The organism is Xylanibacter ruminicola 23 (genome assembly GCF_000025925.1).
GTDB classification, from domain to species: Bacteria; Bacteroidota; Bacteroidia; order Bacteroidales; family Bacteroidaceae; genus Prevotella; species Prevotella ruminicola.
In genome coordinates, this window is sequence record NC_014033.1 from 125,789 (window position 1) to 141,290 (window position 15,502).

Annotated in this window: 15 protein-coding genes; 11 read left to right on the plus strand and 4 right to left on the minus strand. The window is 46.0% G+C overall.

Features of this window, described 5'->3' with window-relative positions; genetic code table 11:
* The first annotated feature begins 9 nt into the window (after positions 1-9).
* From PRU_RS00510 to PRU_RS00525, 4 genes are read left to right on the plus strand one after another with little or no spacing between them, the layout of a single operon-like run.
* A complete protein-coding gene (locus PRU_RS00510) occupies positions 10-1,206 on the plus strand; it encodes a polysaccharide biosynthesis C-terminal domain-containing protein (RefSeq protein WP_013063405.1) in 1,197 nt (398 codons plus the stop codon).
* Positions 1,207-1,217: 11 nt separating this feature from the next.
* Entirely contained in the window at positions 1,218-2,384 is a 1,167-nt protein-coding gene (gene wecB, locus PRU_RS00515; RefSeq protein ID WP_013064153.1) for a non-hydrolyzing UDP-N-acetylglucosamine 2-epimerase, read from the plus strand.
* Positions 2,369-3,643 (plus strand): glycosyltransferase family 4 protein, encoded by a 1,275-nt coding sequence (locus PRU_RS00520; RefSeq protein WP_013065258.1) that lies wholly within the window; start codon positions 2,369-2,371, stop codon positions 3,641-3,643. The genes wecB and PRU_RS00520 overlap by 16 nt, the downstream gene beginning before the upstream one ends.
* Before the next feature lie 56 nt (positions 3,644-3,699).
* Positions 3,700-4,026: a WbuC family cupin fold metalloprotein gene (locus tag PRU_RS00525; RefSeq protein WP_306432711.1), complete on the plus strand. Its 327-nt coding sequence runs from the start codon at positions 3,700-3,702 to the stop codon at positions 4,024-4,026.
* A 176-nt stretch (positions 4,027-4,202) separates the two neighbouring features.
* On the opposite strand, the gene PRU_RS15920 is transcribed toward PRU_RS00525, so the two are convergent.
* Both PRU_RS15920 and PRU_RS15925 read right to left on the minus strand, forming a co-directional pair.
* Positions 4,203-4,376, minus strand: a complete 174-nt coding sequence (locus PRU_RS15920) for a hypothetical protein (RefSeq protein ID WP_013064439.1) — start codon at positions 4,374-4,376, stop codon at positions 4,203-4,205.
* Between the two features lie 23 nt (positions 4,377-4,399).
* Positions 4,400-4,546, minus strand: a complete 147-nt coding sequence (locus PRU_RS15925) for a hypothetical protein (RefSeq protein WP_177168184.1) — start codon at positions 4,544-4,546, stop codon at positions 4,400-4,402.
* Between the two features lie 147 nt (positions 4,547-4,693).
* Between PRU_RS15925 and PRU_RS00530 the strand changes: the two genes are divergently transcribed.
* The 6 genes from PRU_RS00530 to PRU_RS00560 all read left to right on the plus strand — a co-directional run bounded on the left by PRU_RS00530 (position 4,694) and on the right by PRU_RS00560 (position 11,292).
* Positions 4,694-5,857, plus strand: a complete 1,164-nt coding sequence (locus PRU_RS00530; RefSeq protein ID WP_041385480.1) for an AAA family ATPase — start codon at positions 4,694-4,696, stop codon at positions 5,855-5,857.
* A 127-nt stretch (positions 5,858-5,984) separates the two neighbouring features.
* On the plus strand, positions 5,985-7,010 hold the full coding sequence (locus PRU_RS00540) for a DUF6371 domain-containing protein (RefSeq protein ID WP_013063555.1): 1,026 nt from the start codon (positions 5,985-5,987) through the stop codon (positions 7,008-7,010).
* Positions 7,011-7,498: 488 nt separating this feature from the next.
* Positions 7,499-8,080 (plus strand): HU family DNA-binding protein, encoded by a 582-nt coding sequence (locus PRU_RS00545; RefSeq protein ID WP_013064640.1) that lies wholly within the window; start codon positions 7,499-7,501, stop codon positions 8,078-8,080.
* Between the two features lie 339 nt (positions 8,081-8,419).
* On the plus strand, positions 8,420-8,863 hold the full coding sequence (locus PRU_RS00550; RefSeq protein WP_013064725.1) for an N-acetylmuramoyl-L-alanine amidase: 444 nt from the start codon (positions 8,420-8,422) through the stop codon (positions 8,861-8,863).
* A 243-nt stretch (positions 8,864-9,106) separates the two neighbouring features.
* On the plus strand, positions 9,107-10,138 hold the full coding sequence (locus PRU_RS00555) for an MraY family glycosyltransferase (RefSeq protein ID WP_177168185.1): 1,032 nt from the start codon (positions 9,107-9,109) through the stop codon (positions 10,136-10,138).
* Positions 10,132-11,292, plus strand: coding sequence for an MraY family glycosyltransferase (locus PRU_RS00560; RefSeq protein ID WP_013064767.1), 1,161 nt, complete (start codon positions 10,132-10,134; stop codon positions 11,290-11,292). The genes PRU_RS00555 and PRU_RS00560 overlap by 7 nt, the downstream gene beginning before the upstream one ends.
* Before the next feature lie 32 nt (positions 11,293-11,324).
* Here the strand turns inward: PRU_RS00560 and PRU_RS00565 are convergent, their stop codons facing one another.
* Both PRU_RS00565 and hflX read right to left on the minus strand, forming a co-directional pair.
* Positions 11,325-13,178 (minus strand): DUF4954 family protein, encoded by a 1,854-nt coding sequence (locus PRU_RS00565; RefSeq protein ID WP_013063857.1) that lies wholly within the window; start codon positions 13,176-13,178, stop codon positions 11,325-11,327.
* On the minus strand, positions 13,171-14,502 hold the full coding sequence (hflX, locus tag PRU_RS00570; protein ID WP_013063118.1) for a GTPase HflX: 1,332 nt from the start codon (positions 14,500-14,502) through the stop codon (positions 13,171-13,173). Before hflX ends, PRU_RS00565 begins: the two co-directional genes overlap by 8 nt.
* Before the next feature lie 168 nt (positions 14,503-14,670).
* On the opposite strand from hflX, the gene nagB reads away from it, so the two are divergent.
* Complete coding sequence (nagB, locus tag PRU_RS00575) at positions 14,671-15,465, plus strand: glucosamine-6-phosphate deaminase (protein WP_013065079.1); 795 nt, start codon at positions 14,671-14,673, stop codon at positions 15,463-15,465.
* Positions 15,466-15,502 lie beyond the last annotated feature (37 nt).

Below are 15,502 nucleotides of genomic sequence, written 5' to 3' on the forward strand. Positions count from 1 at the left end.
AAGAATATATTGGTTACAGGTGCAAAAGGTTTTGTTGGTAAGAACCTTTGTGCTACCTTATATAATATAAAGGAAGGCAAGGACAGAACTCGACCTGACCTGAAGATTGATGAAATCTTTGAGTATGACATTGATTCGACATCAGAGGATCTGGACGAGTGGTGCCAGAAAGCAGACTTTGTTTTCAATCTGGCAGGTGTGAACAGGCCGAAAGAAACTTCGGAGTTTATGGAGGGTAACTTCGGTTTCGCTTCGACATTGCTGGATACGCTGAAGAAATATGGTAATACTTGTCCGGTGATGTTAAGTTCATCACAACAGGCCTCGCTCACTGGTCGTTTTGGAAATAGCGAGTATGGTCGAAGTAAAAAGGCTGGCGAAGACTTGTTTCTGAAATATCAGGAGGAAACAGGTGCTAAAGTACTTGTCTATCGTTTCCCCAATCTGTTTGGCAAGTGGTGCCGACCAAACTATAATTCGGCGGTGGCTACATTCTGCAATAATATAGCTAATGATTTGCCGATTCAAGTAAACGATCCTTCGGTAGAATTAGAGTTGCTGTATATTGATGATCTGGTAACAGAGATGCTGGATGCCTTAGAAGGTAAGGAGCACCGATGTGAGTTTGATGGATTAGGGGTCCTGCCGAAAATTGAAGGCAGATATTGCTATTGTCCTGTTACCCATCAAGAGACTTTGGGCAAGATTGTTGAACTGATTAATAGTTTTGCAGAACAGCCTAAGACCCTGATGATACCAGAAATACCCGAGAATAGCTTCGCCAAGAAGCTGTATAGTACTTATCTGAGCTATCTCCCGAAAGAGAAAGTGGCCTTCCCTTTAAAAATGAATGTGGATGAGCGTGGTTCGTTTACAGAACTTATTCATACGTTGAATGCAGGGCAGGTGAGTATTAATATCTCGAAGCCCGGTATTACTAAAGGTCAGCATTGGCATAACACCAAATGGGAATTCTTTATCGTGGTGGCTGGTCATGGCTTAATACAGGAGCGTAAGATTGGTTCTGATGAAGTGATAGAATTTGAGGTAAGCGGTGATAACATCCAATGTATTCACATGCTGCCAGGATATACTCATAATATCATTAATCTCAGTAATACTGAGAATCTGGTGACAGTGATGTATTGTAACGAGATATTTAATCCGAGTAAACCGGATACATATTTCGAGAAGGTAAAAGAGTAAAAAGGTAAAAGATGGAAATAAAGCATTTTAAGAATGATGGAAAGCTGAAACTGCTGATTATCGTGGGTACACGCCCTGAGATCATCCGATTGGCAGCTGTTATCAATAAGTGTCGAAAGTATTTTGACTGCCTGTTAGCTCACACAGGTCAGAACTATGATTATAACCTGAATGGCGTGTTCTTCAAGGATTTGAAGCTGGCTGATCCTGATATTTTTATGGAGGCTGTTGGTGATGACTTGGGAGCCACCATGGGTAACATCATTGACAAGAGCTACAAGGTGATGGTAGAAACAAAGCCTGATGCCGTATTGGTATTGGGCGATACCAATTCATGTCTTTCTGTGATTGGTGCCAAGCGTCTGCACATCCCCATCTTCCACATGGAGGCTGGTAACAGATGTAAGGATGAGTGCCTGCCAGAGGAGACAAACCGTCGCATCGTAGATATTATCAGCGATGTGAATATGGCTTATAGCGAGCATGCCCGCCGCTATTTGGCTGATTGTGGTCTGCCTAAGGAGCGTACATACGTTACTGGATCGCCAATGGCTGAGGTGTTGCATCAGAATTTGGCAGAGATTGAGGCTAGCGATATTCATGCAAAGCTGGGTTTGGAAAAAGGAAAGTATATACTGTTGAGTGCCCATCGTGAGGAGAATATCGATACAGAGAAGAACTTTATGAGTCTCTTTACCGCTATCAACAAGATGGCCGAAAAGTACGATATGCCAATCTTATATTCATGTCATCCACGTTCAAGGAAACGCTTGGAGGCTTCTGGCTTCCAACTCGATAAGCGTGTTATTCAACATGAACCTCTCGGTTTTCATGATTACAACTGCTTGCAAATGAATGCTTTTGCGGTGGTTTCGGATTCGGGTACACTTCCTGAGGAGAGTAGCTTCTTTACCAGCGTAGGTCATCCTTTCCCCGCCATTTGTATTCGAACTTCGACAGAGCGCCCAGAGGCATTGGATAAGGCTTGCTTCTTCATCGCAGGAATCGACGAAAAATCGTTGTTGCAGGCTGTAGATACTGCTGTAACGATGAATCAGAATGGTGACTATGGTATCCCTGTACCTGATTATATCGAGGAGAATGTCTCTACCAAGGTGGTGAAGATTATCCAATCCTATACAGGGATTGTTAATCGTATGGTATGGAGAAAGAGCTGAAATCCCTGCATTATAGCCGTCCCTTGTCAAGGGACTCTAAAGGTATGGCGAAAGTTCTAATCTGTACAAATCATTTTTATCCAGAAACGTTCAGATGCAATGACGTTGCATTTGAACTGGCAAATCGTGGCTATGACGTGACGGTGCTGACAGCTATTCCCGATTATCCAAAAGGAAAATACTATGATGGGTATGGCATATTCCGTAAACGGCATGAAACGGTTAATGGTGTAAAGGTGATTCGTGGCTTTATCATACCTCGTGGTAATGGCGGTGGTATCAGACTGATGCTGAACTATCTGAGTTTTTTGATATCGTCCATATTTATTAGTATCTTTCTTGGACTCTTTAGAAAGTATGATAAGGTACTGATACATGAAACATCGCCTGTTATGATAGGCATTCCTGCAGTGATTGTGTCGAAAATCCAGAAGTTACCACTTTATTTCTGGGTGTTGGACTTGTGGCCAGAGAGTTTGCAAGCTGCTGGAGGAGTTAATAATAAGTGCGTCCTGAATGCGTTTGAGAAACTGACGACATGGATTTATAAGAACTCCAAAAAAATATTGATAAGTTCGAAAGGTTTTGAGAAGTCTATTCTTGAAAAAGGTGATTTCAAGGATAAAATCGTATATTTCCCCAATTGGGCTGATAGAGCTTTGGCTGTGAATGCAGGTTGCAAGATTCCAGAATTACCAAAGGGCTTTATAGTGATGTTTGCTGGTAACATTGGCGAGGCGCAGGACTTTGATCACATTATGGAAGCTGCGAACTATCTAAAAGATGAGCAGAGTATTCATTTCGTGTTTGTGGGGGATGGCAGAAAACGTCCTTGGGTAGAAAAATACCGGGATGAACATAAACTTCAGAATACAGTGCATTGGTTAGGAAGACATCCGGTAGAGACAATGCCATTGTTCTTTAGACAGGCTGATGTGATGCTGATGACCTTAAAAGACGTGAGCATTTTCTCGTTGACAGCTCCGGCAAAACTCCAGGCCTATATGTCGGCAGGCAAGCCAATTTTGGCTATGATGAATGGCGAAGGACCAAGAATCATCGAAGAAGCTTCGTGTGGCTTTTCTGTTGCAGCTAGTGATTCTCGCGCTTTAGCTGATACAATTGTAAAACTCTCAAAAATGCCTAAAGACGAATTGCTGCAGTTAGGTCAGAATGGCAAGTCGTATCAAAATACTCATTTTGACTTGAATAAATCTATAGAACATCTAATAGAGCTATTGGCTTATGAAGATAATTAATGAAGAGTTGTTGAACGAAGTATCGCAACAGGCAAAGGAAAGTTCCAAGGTTGAGGATGAATTATAACTTTCACGAAGATCTGAGTGATAAATGTCAGAGATTGTTGAATGCCTTAGAACCTGGCACCGTAATGCCCATTCATCATCATAAAGTGGATGAGATGTTTGTGATACTGAGAGGTTGCGTGCGGGTGACTATTCATAATGACAAGGGCGAGGTTATTCAATCGGTAGAACTTTCGCCTCGTAAGGGCAATTATGCTGTAAATATCAAAGCTGGAGAATGGCATTCTGTAGAAAGTCTTGAAGCTGGCACAATGATTATCGAAGTAAAAGAAGGTCCCTACATCCCCCATGAAATAGGTGGAATGCTTAAAGTTTAGATGCGAGGAGGAAGGCATCAGGTGTTATAGTTTCTCAATTTTGCAAGTGTGAGTTTTCTGCTGTTTGTCGTAGTTAATGCCGACAAGCAGCAGATTTTTTGTATATAGAACTACCCTCACTGGGTATTTTTGTTTCTAGCGGGAGCTTCATGGGTGGAGCTCCCGCTGTTGTGTTTTTACGGTTGGGTGACTAGGGCGAAGAGGGTTTCGCGGAAGCCTTGCAGGAAGATGGGGGGCTCGTTGGGGAAGGCTTCTTGGAAGTCGTGCTCCAGACTGTCGAGAACCTTGGCTATCAGTTGCCATTTCTGATAGGAACTGAGTCCGGGCTTCTGCAGGAAGTAACGGAGCACTACATAGCCCTGCCAAAGGGCTATTACACTGCTTTCGCTTTTAAAAAACGGTCCCGTGTCTTGCGACCAACATGGACATACTCGAGGTTACGCACAGTGGCCTGCGCGTCGTTGTCAATCATGCCTTTAATCAAGGCACGAAATGACGGTGTTGTCATCATTTTCTTCATTGTATTTGTTAAATGTAGTTTAATTTGTGTCCCCCTAATGGAGCACAAACGGAGCGCAAAGTAACTGCTTTTTTCTTATATTTGCGCCATCAGACCATAACTCAACTGTATTTTTTACATCATTTAATCATTAACATCTTAACAATTATGCAGAACCTAAAAAATGTGGTGTTTAATCCAGATGTGGGGCATCTGATTCGTGGCGAGCTTTGGCTGGCAGGCATTTCCTGTGAGCAGGAACAACGACTGAAGCAGCTGGAGCAGCGACGTATTACACCAATCACCAAGTTACGGCCGATGGAGTTCCTGTTCCGCTTGTCGGGTAAGCCCTGCTTTGCCCGTGGCGAACTAACAGGACTATCTGGTAAGGCCAAGAGCGGTAAGACATTTGTTTCGAGTATCTTGATGGCACTATGCTTTTGCAACCAGTTGCTCTCCGTAGAGCGGATCGAGCAGAAAAAGCTGCACGTGTTGTGGTATGATACCGAGCAGAGCGAAGAGTCGACGCAAGACATCCTCAAGCATCGTATCATACCACTCACAGGCATACCCGAAGACCGGTTCCCGATGGAGCAGATGGATGTGTTTAACGTGCGTGGCGAGCCCATGAATGAACGCTTAGGCCTATTGGAGCTGTTGGTGATGCGCTATCAGCCCGACCTGGTGGTGCTGGATGGTATTCGCGACCTGGTGGCGGATATTAACGATGGCGTGGTGGCTCAGGACACCATCGAACGGTTGATGCGCCTGGCATCGGAAAACCACTGTGCCATCGTGTGCGTGCTGCACCAGAACAAGAGTCAGGAGGACAAAAACCTGAGTGGTTGGATTGGTACAGAACTGAAGAACAAGGCCTTCGAGGTGTACGAGTGTTCCAAGAACTCGGAGCATATCTTTACGTGGGGACAAACGGATACACGCAAATACACCATCCCGACACCATTGCAGTTTGCTGTGAATGATGACGGACTGCCGTATCAATGCAGCCACGAGCAGCTACTGGAGGCGCAGTTCCGCAGTCAGCAGAAGATGGTCGATAAATTGCAGGGCTCGAACAAACTGCCCGATATGAATCCGAAGTACGTACACAAGGAAGGCCGTAAACATGTGTTCGACGTAAAACAGCTGTTTATCGATATCATGCAACCCGGACTGGTATATTCCGAGGAGCAACTGAAGCCGCAGATTTTCGATCTGACAGGCGCCATCAAACCTAAATTGCACGATGAGATACTGCAAAAGGCGGTTGAAGAAAACGTGATAGTGTGTGTAACGAATCCCTTTGGCAAAAAAGAATATGGCCTGCGGTGAAGCGCTAACGTTCCCCACATACTACATTCTCTCTCGTAGAGAGAATTACGTATGGGGACTTAGCATTCACCTACGGAGGAAGTAAAAATGCAAAAATTGAAAAATGTAAGAATGTAAAAATAAAAAAATGAAATACAATGAATTAGATCTTCAAAAAATCCGCGAGATGCCCATATTTGATGTATGCTCGAAATTGGGCATTACGCTGAAAGGAAAGGGCAAGATTACCAAACGTACCCTTTGCTGGCACCACAACGACAAGCACCCATCAATGCATATCAACAAGGACAAGAACATCTACAAATGCTTTGTTTGTGGCGAGGGCGGCGATGTGATTAAGCTGGTGCAGGAATACGAAAATTTAGATTTTCTAGAGGCTTGCGATTGGTTGGTAAAGGAGTTTGATGTGATATTGACAAACCATACTGTTCAAAACCATGTAAAAAGCAAGCCATCTGCACCTCCACCACCTATTGTGGTGCCGTTGGATACAGCTTTGGTAACTAAATCCAAAGGTCTGGGTTCCGAGTTTTGCAAAGCAGTGGTGGCTACAGGCTACCTGAGCGAAGGACAGCTACGAAATGCAGCAGAACGCTATCAGCTAGGCTACTCAAAAGAGGGCGGCGTTATCTTCTGGGAGATTGACCAACAGCAGCAGGTGCATACCGGCAAGATTATGTATTACCAACCCGATTGCCATCGCGACAAAGAGCATCATCCTACATGGGTGCATACCATCCTGAAACAGCAATTACCTGCTGAATACGAACTGCAGCATTGCCTTTTCGGACTGCACCTGCTAAATGAGCGAACAGAACGGGTGGCGATTGTGGAATCGGAGAAAACGGCGGTAATTATGTCGGAGAAGTTTACGGATTTTGTATGGTTATCGTGTGGTGGTATGCAGATGCTGAAACCAGAGCTGTTAGCACCATTAGTACAGTATCGCATCATCATCTTTCCAGATGCAGATCCTGAGGGCGAAGCATACAAGCAATGGACCGACATCGTAAATGAGGCACAGCGACTTTACCGGTTTCGTTATCCCATTCGCTTATCGCCATTGCTGGAACAGAAAACTACCAAAGAACAGAAAGAACGCAAAATTGATATAGTAGATTTTTTATTTGAACAAGATGAAAGCCATGTATAAATCAGAACTCGCCAGATTAGCTGGCGTGTCACCCAGAACTTTTCAGCGCTATATGGTTTCTCGCCAAAACGTTCTTGCGACTATGGGCGTAAGTCTTCATGCTCATCTGCTGCCCCCTCAGGCTGTAAAATACATATGTGATGACTATGGCATAGAAATATGAACTTTTTTCAGCCAAATTCGGCCAAAAACAGACAGAAACAGACAATGAGTTTTCGAAATGTTGTATCTTTGTAATCGGTAAGCGAGCCAAGTGATACCGAGTCATCTACGGGTCATTGAGACTATCTTTTCGAGTCATTAAGAGCATCTGAACACCTCATTGAGATAATCCCTTAGGGGGTATAAAGACTATCTGAACGACTCATTAAGACTATCCGGATAGCACGTTAAGATGGTCTCCTCGCCAGCCATATACTTTCGCTCGGCCTTGCCGCTTTTACAAAGGCGTCAGCCGACTAAAAGAAACCATTTAAAATTTTAAAAACATGAGTCAAAAATTTATCAAGTCGCAGAACAAGAACAGTTCAAGTCAGGCTTTCGGCAAGTACTTTGCACAGGCCGTGTACGACAACCACTTTGTGGGAACTGAAGAGTTGGCAGATTTCATCCAGCGCCAGGCTTCAGTGAAGAAGAGTGACATCAAAGCCGTACTTCAGGAGTTGGGTGAGGCCCTGAAGCACTTCTTCGAGATGGGCCAGAAAATCAAGCTCAACGGTATCGGCATCTTCAAGGTGGGTTCCTCCAGCATCGGTGTAACGAAGCTCGAGGATTGCGGTGCCCAGACCATCACCACTCGCCGTATTCTGTTCCAGCCCGAGACCAGCCGTGTGGTGGTTGGCCAGGAGAAGAAAGAAGACGGCAGTGTGAAGCAGAAGTACGTAAATGCCATCTCGCTGCTGAAGGACGTAACCTTCGAGGAAACTCACGACAACGCTATGAACGTAGAAACAGAACCATCGGGTTCGGGCTCATCGAATTCAGGTAACAGTGGTAATACCAGCGGAGGAGGCAATACCGGTGGCGCTGGAAATAACAATCCCCCCAGCAACGAGCCTATTGGTGATTAAACCGTAAATCATGGAAGATAGCAGATGTGTCCGGGGCAAAGCGATACCATCCCGGTGAGAACACTGAAATCAATTCTCCGCTCGAACTTGTTCGCTTTTACAAAGCAAAGCGGCTAAAAGAATTCTCAATTTTCAATTGGTATGAACGCAGCCTGCGCATCTGCTTCTTCCTTTTTCATCCATAAACTTTATCCATTAAAAATCGTATTAAAAATGAAAATCAAGTGGTCAACAATTAAGCAAATTATCAAGATTGCTGCAACCATCATCACTACTGTAGCTGGTACACTGGCAGTTCAGAGCTGCGGCCCCAGTTTGTTCTAATTAAACCCGTAAGTTATGAATAAACAGTTGAAGCCTCTTAAGAAAGTGCTACTGCTTGTAGTGCATTGCACGGCTACCAAGTGTAACCGTCCATTCAGTGTTGAGAACCTGATTGCCTGCGGCGAAGCCAAATATGGTCAGTGTTCCTACCATTATTATGTGCGCAGGGATGGTGAGGTAATACCGCTGCTACCAGAAACCGTGCAGGGGGTACATGCCAGGCATTACAACTACTGCTCGCTCGGCATTGTGTACGAGGGCGGATTGAACGAAAAAGGCCAGGCTTATGATACCCGCACCGAAGCTCAGAAACATGCGCTCTATGAACTATTGAAGGAACTGACAGGAGAATATCCCCAAGCCCGCATCGTAGGCCATTGCGAACTACCCCATGTAGCCAAGGACTGCCCCTGCTACCGGCCCAGCTGCGAGTACGCCAATCTCCAGCCCAAGTGCTGAAACCTAACGGTTAACACACGCCCCTAAGAAGAACAACGCTCCTTAGGGGCGTTTTCATGTTTTTTTTGTCGTTTGACAAGAAGAATGTTGCGTTATAATTTGTATATTTAAAAATTTAGTATTACCTTTGCGGCGGATATTAGCAGTGGAATTTACTAAATGTTATATTACTCAATCATTATACCGCTATTGTTGGCTACCTCTCTGGCACTTTTTATTATCCCACGTATTATTATGGTAAGTGTGAAAAAAGAACTGATGGGAGAGGAGACAGTAGTGCGTGACGGAAAAATCAGACGAAGGGTTCCCAGATTCGGGGGCGTTTCGCTTTTCCCTATTCTTGTTGTTAGTGTTGGACTGCCCTTGGCATGCACCTTCTTCCTGAACGACCAGTTCTCGACAAATGCAGAGAATAGCACCTATTTTGTGCAGTTTATGTTGATGATGACTGGGCTGACAGCTATGTATATGGTTGGTGTGATGGACGATCTGGTAGGTGTATCGCTCAAGTCGAAACTCGCCATCGAGCTGTTGGCTGCGTTATTAATACCTCTGTCGGGTTTGCGTATCGATCATCTGGACGGTTTGTTAGGCTTGTACGAGTTGTCGTCGTGGATTAGTATCCCGCTAACAGTGATAGCTGTGTTGTATGTATCGAACACCGTATCGATGCTGGATGATATTGATGGCCTGGCATCGGGAATGGTTATGATTGTTTTTGGCGTGATGGCCGTATTATGCGCGATAGCCAATCAGTATCTGCTGTTGATGGTATGCGTAGCCATGGTAGGTTTGTTAGTACCATTCCTGTTCCGCAATGTGATGGGATGGCGAGTAGGGTGGCGTAAACTCTTCTTTGGTGACACTGGCGGATTGACGATTGGCTATCTGATGGCATTCGTGGTGATTGCCGTGAGCCATATGAGTGGTAAGGAATTGCCAGTTGGGATTGGAATGGCCTGCTTTGGTACACTGCTGATACCAATGTTTGACGTGATGCGTGTGGGTATCACCCGACTGGTAAACGGAAGAAATGTGTTTAAGAGTGGCGATAAAAATCATATACATCACCGACTGATGCTAGCAGGCTTGAAGCCTAGACAGGTATTGGTGGTGGTACTATTGATTACATTCGAGTTCATCTGCCTGAATATGTGGGGCGTTTGGAATGGATGGAATCTGTCGTTGCTGTTAGTGATTGATGTTTCGGCCTGGTTCCTGATGCAGGTTGTGATTATGTATTATAAAAATCGTGCGGGGAGGGACAAATGCTGAATTATATATTCGATATATTAATTAAGGCCGGGGCTGATGTGGATGCCCTGAAGCTGACGTATGCTACGGCTGTGCCTTTCGTGCTGTCGGCTTTGCTGGGCTGGTTGTTCGTGCCCAGAGTGCTGCTGATTAGCCGAAAGAAGAAGCTGTATGATATTCCTGATGCCCGAAAGGTGCATAAACAGCCCATACCTCGCTTGGGTGGTATTACCTTCTTCCCGGTACTGCTGATGAGTTTCTGCTTGTCGATTGGTATCTGGATGCTAATGCATCTGTATGGTGGCTTTACGCAAGTGTATATTCTGATAGCGCGCTTTATCATGTTGGCTGTGGGTATGATGGTGCTTTACCTGACGGGTGTGGCTGATGATTTGATAGGTGTTTCGTATAAGGATAAGTTTGTGGTGCAGATATTATGCGCTTTGCTGTTCCCCTTATCGGGCTTGTGGATACATGATTTGTCGGGCTTGTTCTGGCTGCACGAGATACCTGCTTGGATAGGTATGCCGCTTACCGTATTCCTGGTGGTTTATATTACCAATGCCATTAACCTGATAGATGGCGTGGATGGACTGGCATCGGGTTTATGCTCTATTTCGCTCTTTACTTTGGGTATGGCTGCTGCCATTAAAACGCAATATCTGTTCTGCATGATTTCGTTTAGTATGCTGGGCGTGCTGCTACCTTTCTGGTTCTATAATGTGTTTGGCAATGCCGAAAAAGGCAAGAAGATATTTATGGGTGATACGGGTAGCTTAACGTTGGGCTATCTGCTGAGTTTCCTATTGGTATATATGGCCAGTCTGGATAAGATGGGATTCCCTAGAGGTATGTTGCTGATGGGCTTCTCGACTATGATTATCCCGTTGATGGATATTCCGCGTGTGATGATGGCTAGAGTGCGTGAGGGTAGAAATCCGTTTACGCCTGATAAGAATCATATCCACCATAAGCTGATGCGAACAGGTATGAAGCCATTCTGGACAATGGTTACGCTTTTAGTTGTAACCGTTTTCTTGATTGCCTTTACCGTAATTACAGTGAAGTTAGAGGTGGATAAAACGCTGATTCTGGTGGTTGATATCTTGTTAGGTGTAATGCTTCATCTGATTATCGATCACTTTATAGCGAAGAAAGAAAAGCAAAAGAAATAATAAATCCCCAGCCGAGCGGCTGGGGATTATTGTTAGTTCTCGTAGTCAATCTCGTGGTCGAGTTTGGAGAGGAAGTCTTCGTAAACGTCCTGTTCGACGTCGCCCATCTGGAATTCTTTTTCGGCATCCTTGCGGATCTCGGCAATCCAGGCGCGGCGGGCTCTGACGTAGTCCTCACGAATGCGCTCACAGGCGGCCTCGTCGAGTTCTTCGAGCTGGTAGTAGTCCAGAATCATCTGATAACTCCATGCCCAGCGGTAATCGCTGTAGTTGTTGTTGATCTCAACAAAGCGGTCGAGTACATCGTGGATATTGTCGATGTTGCCATTTTTGATGTCCTCAACCAAGCGCTGCTCCTCGCTCTCGGGCAGCAGCAGTCCGCTCATGTCAATCCAGCGGCCCTGGCCTGTGGTGCTCACGGGCTTGCCAATATAACCCTCCTTCTGGGCACGCTTCAGTACGGCTCCCATATAGATGCGCAGGGCGATATCGTAGTACTTTAATCCCTTACGCAACGAGGTGGCATTGATGACATACTCGTGGAAGTTATAGGTAGTGACGTTATCACCCGATGCATGGCGCAGGTCCTTCAGAATCTGGATACCCTGCATAATCTCACCTACGGTGAAAGGTGAGAGCCAGTCGAAGTTGATGATACTCTTACGCGACTGCTTAGAACGCTTATCACGTTTGGGCCATTTCTTGATATCACGATACAATCCCACGGTGGTGATGTTACGACCTGGTACCAGATAGCAATCGTCGCCATAAGCCAACAGGTAGCTGAATGGCAGATTGCGGGTGTCGGGGTGGTGCATCAGCTTACCAAAGCACACCGAGAAAGCACCGATAGTGGCAGGCATCAGCACGTAAGCACCCGAGGCGGTCTTGGTGCCGCGCTCCAGCGTACCATAGTGCATGGGGCCCATCTTATAAGCGTGGTTTGAGAAGTTGGTGTTAGAGCCAGCGTTATAGAACGAGAACTCGCCACCAATCAGCAGCGAACTCTTATGGTGAGAGGCTGAGAATGGGCCGCAGAAAGCAGCACAAGCCTCGCCATTGGCCATGAACGAGTTGGCAAAGAAAAGCGATGCCTCGGCGGTAAAGCCATTGGTAATCTGACAGGCCTCGCCTACGAAGCAATCCTGCATTTTTACTGAGTTGTTGATTGAGCAACCATCACAGATAATCGAATTTTCGCAGATAACACCTGTGCCGATAAACACAGGGGCATCCATTGAGCTCATCACCGTACACTCTGAAAGGCGTGCTGCGCCACTAATCTCGCAGTCGCCTTTGATGATGGTGTTGGTGATATCCTTGGCATTGATAATCTTTACGTTGTTACCGATATAGCCGCGGTCGGGGCGCGAAACACGCAGCTCGTCCTCGATCATCTGCTGGAGGGTTTGCTTCAGGTTCTTGTCGTTGTTATGCTTCACCATGAACGATGCCAGCTGTGAGTTCAACTCGCGGAAGATGGTGACATTGCCATCGCCCATCTCGTTGAGTACCGAGATAACAGAACCTTCACCATAAGTGGCATCATCGGTGGTCTCAAGCGTACATATATTAGATATGTAACAGTCGTTACCGATGGTGTAGTTATTGATGTAGTTGCCAATCTTCTCGATAAGGCAGTCGTTACCTACCGTGACGTTGCGCAGGGTGGCATCGTTGATACCAGAGTGCTTGGTAAAGCCCTTGCTTACCTCGACCATCTTGTTGAATGCGCCTAAGCGGATGTCGCCATAGAACATCACACGATGGAAATTGTACGGTTTAAAGTTCTCGTCGACTAAAACACGTTGCCAGTCCTCAGCCCAGCACACGTTGTTCTCCAAAACGTCGATTTCGTTCTGGGTTAGTTGTCTGTAATTACTCATAATCTTGATATAAAAAGTCGTTATAGGGGTATTTCTGCACATGCAGCTCACGTACTCGTTTATACAGAATGTCGCGCAGTGCATCAATATTATCCTTTTGTTTGGCCGAGATGAACAGGCACTCCAGGTAGTGCTGGTTCTCGCCTGTGCGAGCCATCCAGGTCTTTTCCAAATCTTCGAGTGTCATGTTCTCCTTGGTGGCAGGTGTCAGGTCGTCCTCCTCTTTTTCCACCCAGGTGTAGGCATCAATCTTGTTGAATACCAGCATGGCGGGTTTATCGGCACAGCCTAACTCCTTTAAGGTCTCCTCAACCACACGGATCTGATCCTCGAAGTCGGGGTGGGAGATATCTACCACGTGTACCAGCAGGTCGGCCTCGCGCACCTCGTCGAGGGTGCTCTTGAACGATTCAACCAGGTCGCTGGGCAACTTGCGGATGAATCCAACGGTATCGGCCAACAGGAAAGGCAGGTTATCGATGGTCATCTTACGTACGGTGGTATCGAGTGTGGCAAAGAGTTTGTTCTCGGCAAACACCTCGCTCTTGGCCAGCAGGTTCATCATGGTGCTCTTACCCACGTTGGTATAACCTACGAGGGCCACACGAATCAGGCGACCACGGTTCTTACGCTGAGTGGTTTTCTGTTTGTCGATCTCGGCCAGGCGCTGTTTCAACAGGGTGATGCGCTGCAGAATGATACGACGGTCCATCTCCAGCTGGGTTTCACCAGGTCCACGCAGTCCTACCGAACCTTTTCCGCCACCTGAACCTGAGCCACCACCCTGGCGCTCCAAGTGGGTCCAGAGTCGCTGCAGGCGGGGCAGCATATAGCGATGCTGAGCCAGCTCAACCTGTGCCTTGGCCTCGGCGGTCTGGGCGCGCATAGCAAAGATGTCGAGAATAAGCGAGGTGCGATCCAGAATCTTAACCTGCAGTTCCTTTTCGATATTACGCATCTGCTTGGCACTCAGCTCATCATCAAAGATGACCATACCTACAGGCTGTGGGGCATTCGACTCGTCGAGCAAACCCTCGGCAAACAGCGAGGCATCCTGCTCATCCAGCCACTCATCGTAGGCATCCTGGCATTGCTTGATATATTCTTTGATTTCGAGCAGTTTACCGCTACCTACATAGGTGGTCTGACTGGGTCCACCCACTTTCTGGGTGAAACGCTTCACGGTAACTGCACCGGCAGTATCTGCCAGGAACTCGAGTTCGTCGAGATATTCCTTGGTCTTAGCCTCGTTCTGTTCCTTGGTAATGAGTCCCACCAGTACGGCAGTCTCTGCTTTTGCTTCTGATATTACAAACTCTTTCAATGGACTATTTACTATTTTTCTATTTTACAATTATTTTTCGGCACAAAATTATAGAAAAATCTTCGCGACAGAAAAAAATCCGTGTTAATCCGTGTTAATCCGTGCCTAAAAAGAATATTTCGTTGTATTTTTGCACGGAAATAGAAATAAACTAAAATCAAATAGCGTATGAGAGTTATTATTCAGAGTGACTATCAGAAAATGTCACAGTGGGCCGCAAACCACGTTATTAAGCGTATCAACGAGTTCAACCCAACTCCCGATCACAAGTTTGTACTGGGATTGCCAACCGGTTCATCGCCAGTAGGAATGTATAATGCACTGGTTGAGGCTAACCGTGCAGGTAAGGTGTCGTTTAAGAATGTGATTACCTTTAACATGGACGAGTATGTTGGTTTGCCCGAGGCTCATCCTGAGAGCTATCATGCTTTTATGGCCCGCAACCTGTTTGATCATATCGACTGTCCCAAGGAGAATATCCATATTCTGAATGGTAATGCCCCTGATTTGCAGGCTGAGTGCAAGCACTACGAGGAGATGATTAAGCAGGCTGGTGGTATCGACCTGTTTATCGGTGGTATCGGTCCTGATGGTCATATTGCCTTTAACGAGCCAGGTTCATCACTGCGCAGCCGTACTCGTATGAAGACTCTGACTACCGACACTCGTATTGCTAACAGTCGTTTCTTTGGTGGTAAGCCCGAGAATGTACCTGCCCACGCTCTGACCGTAGGTGTTGGTACCGTGATGGATGCTCGCGAGGTCATGATTCTGGTAAATGGTCATGGTAAGGCTCGCGCTATGCAGGCTGCTGTTGAGGGTGCTGTGAACCACATGTGGACAATCTCGGCTCTGCAGATGCATGAGCACGGAATCATCGTAAGTGATGAGGAGGCTGCTGATGAGCTGAAGGTTAGCACCTATAAGTACTTTAAGGATATCGAAAGCGACCAGCTTTTGTAATATTAAACATTAAACATTTAATATTTTGAAGAAAATA

Coding starts and splice junctions, on each gene's coding strand:
- PRU_RS00520 (WP_013065258.1), top strand. CDS start 2,369: ATGGAGAAAGAGCTGAAATCCCTGCATTATAGCCGTCCCTTGTCAAGG.
- PRU_RS00545 (WP_013064640.1), top strand. CDS start 7,499: ATGAGTCAAAAATTTATCAAGTCGCAGAACAAGAACAGTTCAAGTCAG.
- PRU_RS00565 (WP_013063857.1), bottom strand. CDS start 13,178: ATGAGTAATTACAGACAACTAACCCAGAACGAAATCGACGTTTTGGAG.
- wecB (WP_013064153.1), top strand. CDS start 1,218: ATGGAAATAAAGCATTTTAAGAATGATGGAAAGCTGAAACTGCTGATT.
- PRU_RS00525 (WP_306432711.1), top strand. CDS start 3,700: ATGAATTATAACTTTCACGAAGATCTGAGTGATAAATGTCAGAGATTG.
- PRU_RS00540 (WP_013063555.1), top strand. CDS start 5,985: ATGAAATACAATGAATTAGATCTTCAAAAAATCCGCGAGATGCCCATA.
- PRU_RS00550 (WP_013064725.1), top strand. CDS start 8,420: ATGAATAAACAGTTGAAGCCTCTTAAGAAAGTGCTACTGCTTGTAGTG.
- nagB (WP_013065079.1), top strand. CDS start 14,671: ATGAGAGTTATTATTCAGAGTGACTATCAGAAAATGTCACAGTGGGCC.
- PRU_RS00530 (WP_041385480.1), top strand. CDS start 4,694: ATGCAGAACCTAAAAAATGTGGTGTTTAATCCAGATGTGGGGCATCTG.
- PRU_RS15925 (WP_177168184.1), bottom strand. CDS start 4,546: ATGAAGAAAATGATGACAACACCGTCATTTCGTGCCTTGATTAAAGGC.
- PRU_RS00560 (WP_013064767.1), top strand. CDS start 10,132: ATGCTGAATTATATATTCGATATATTAATTAAGGCCGGGGCTGATGTG.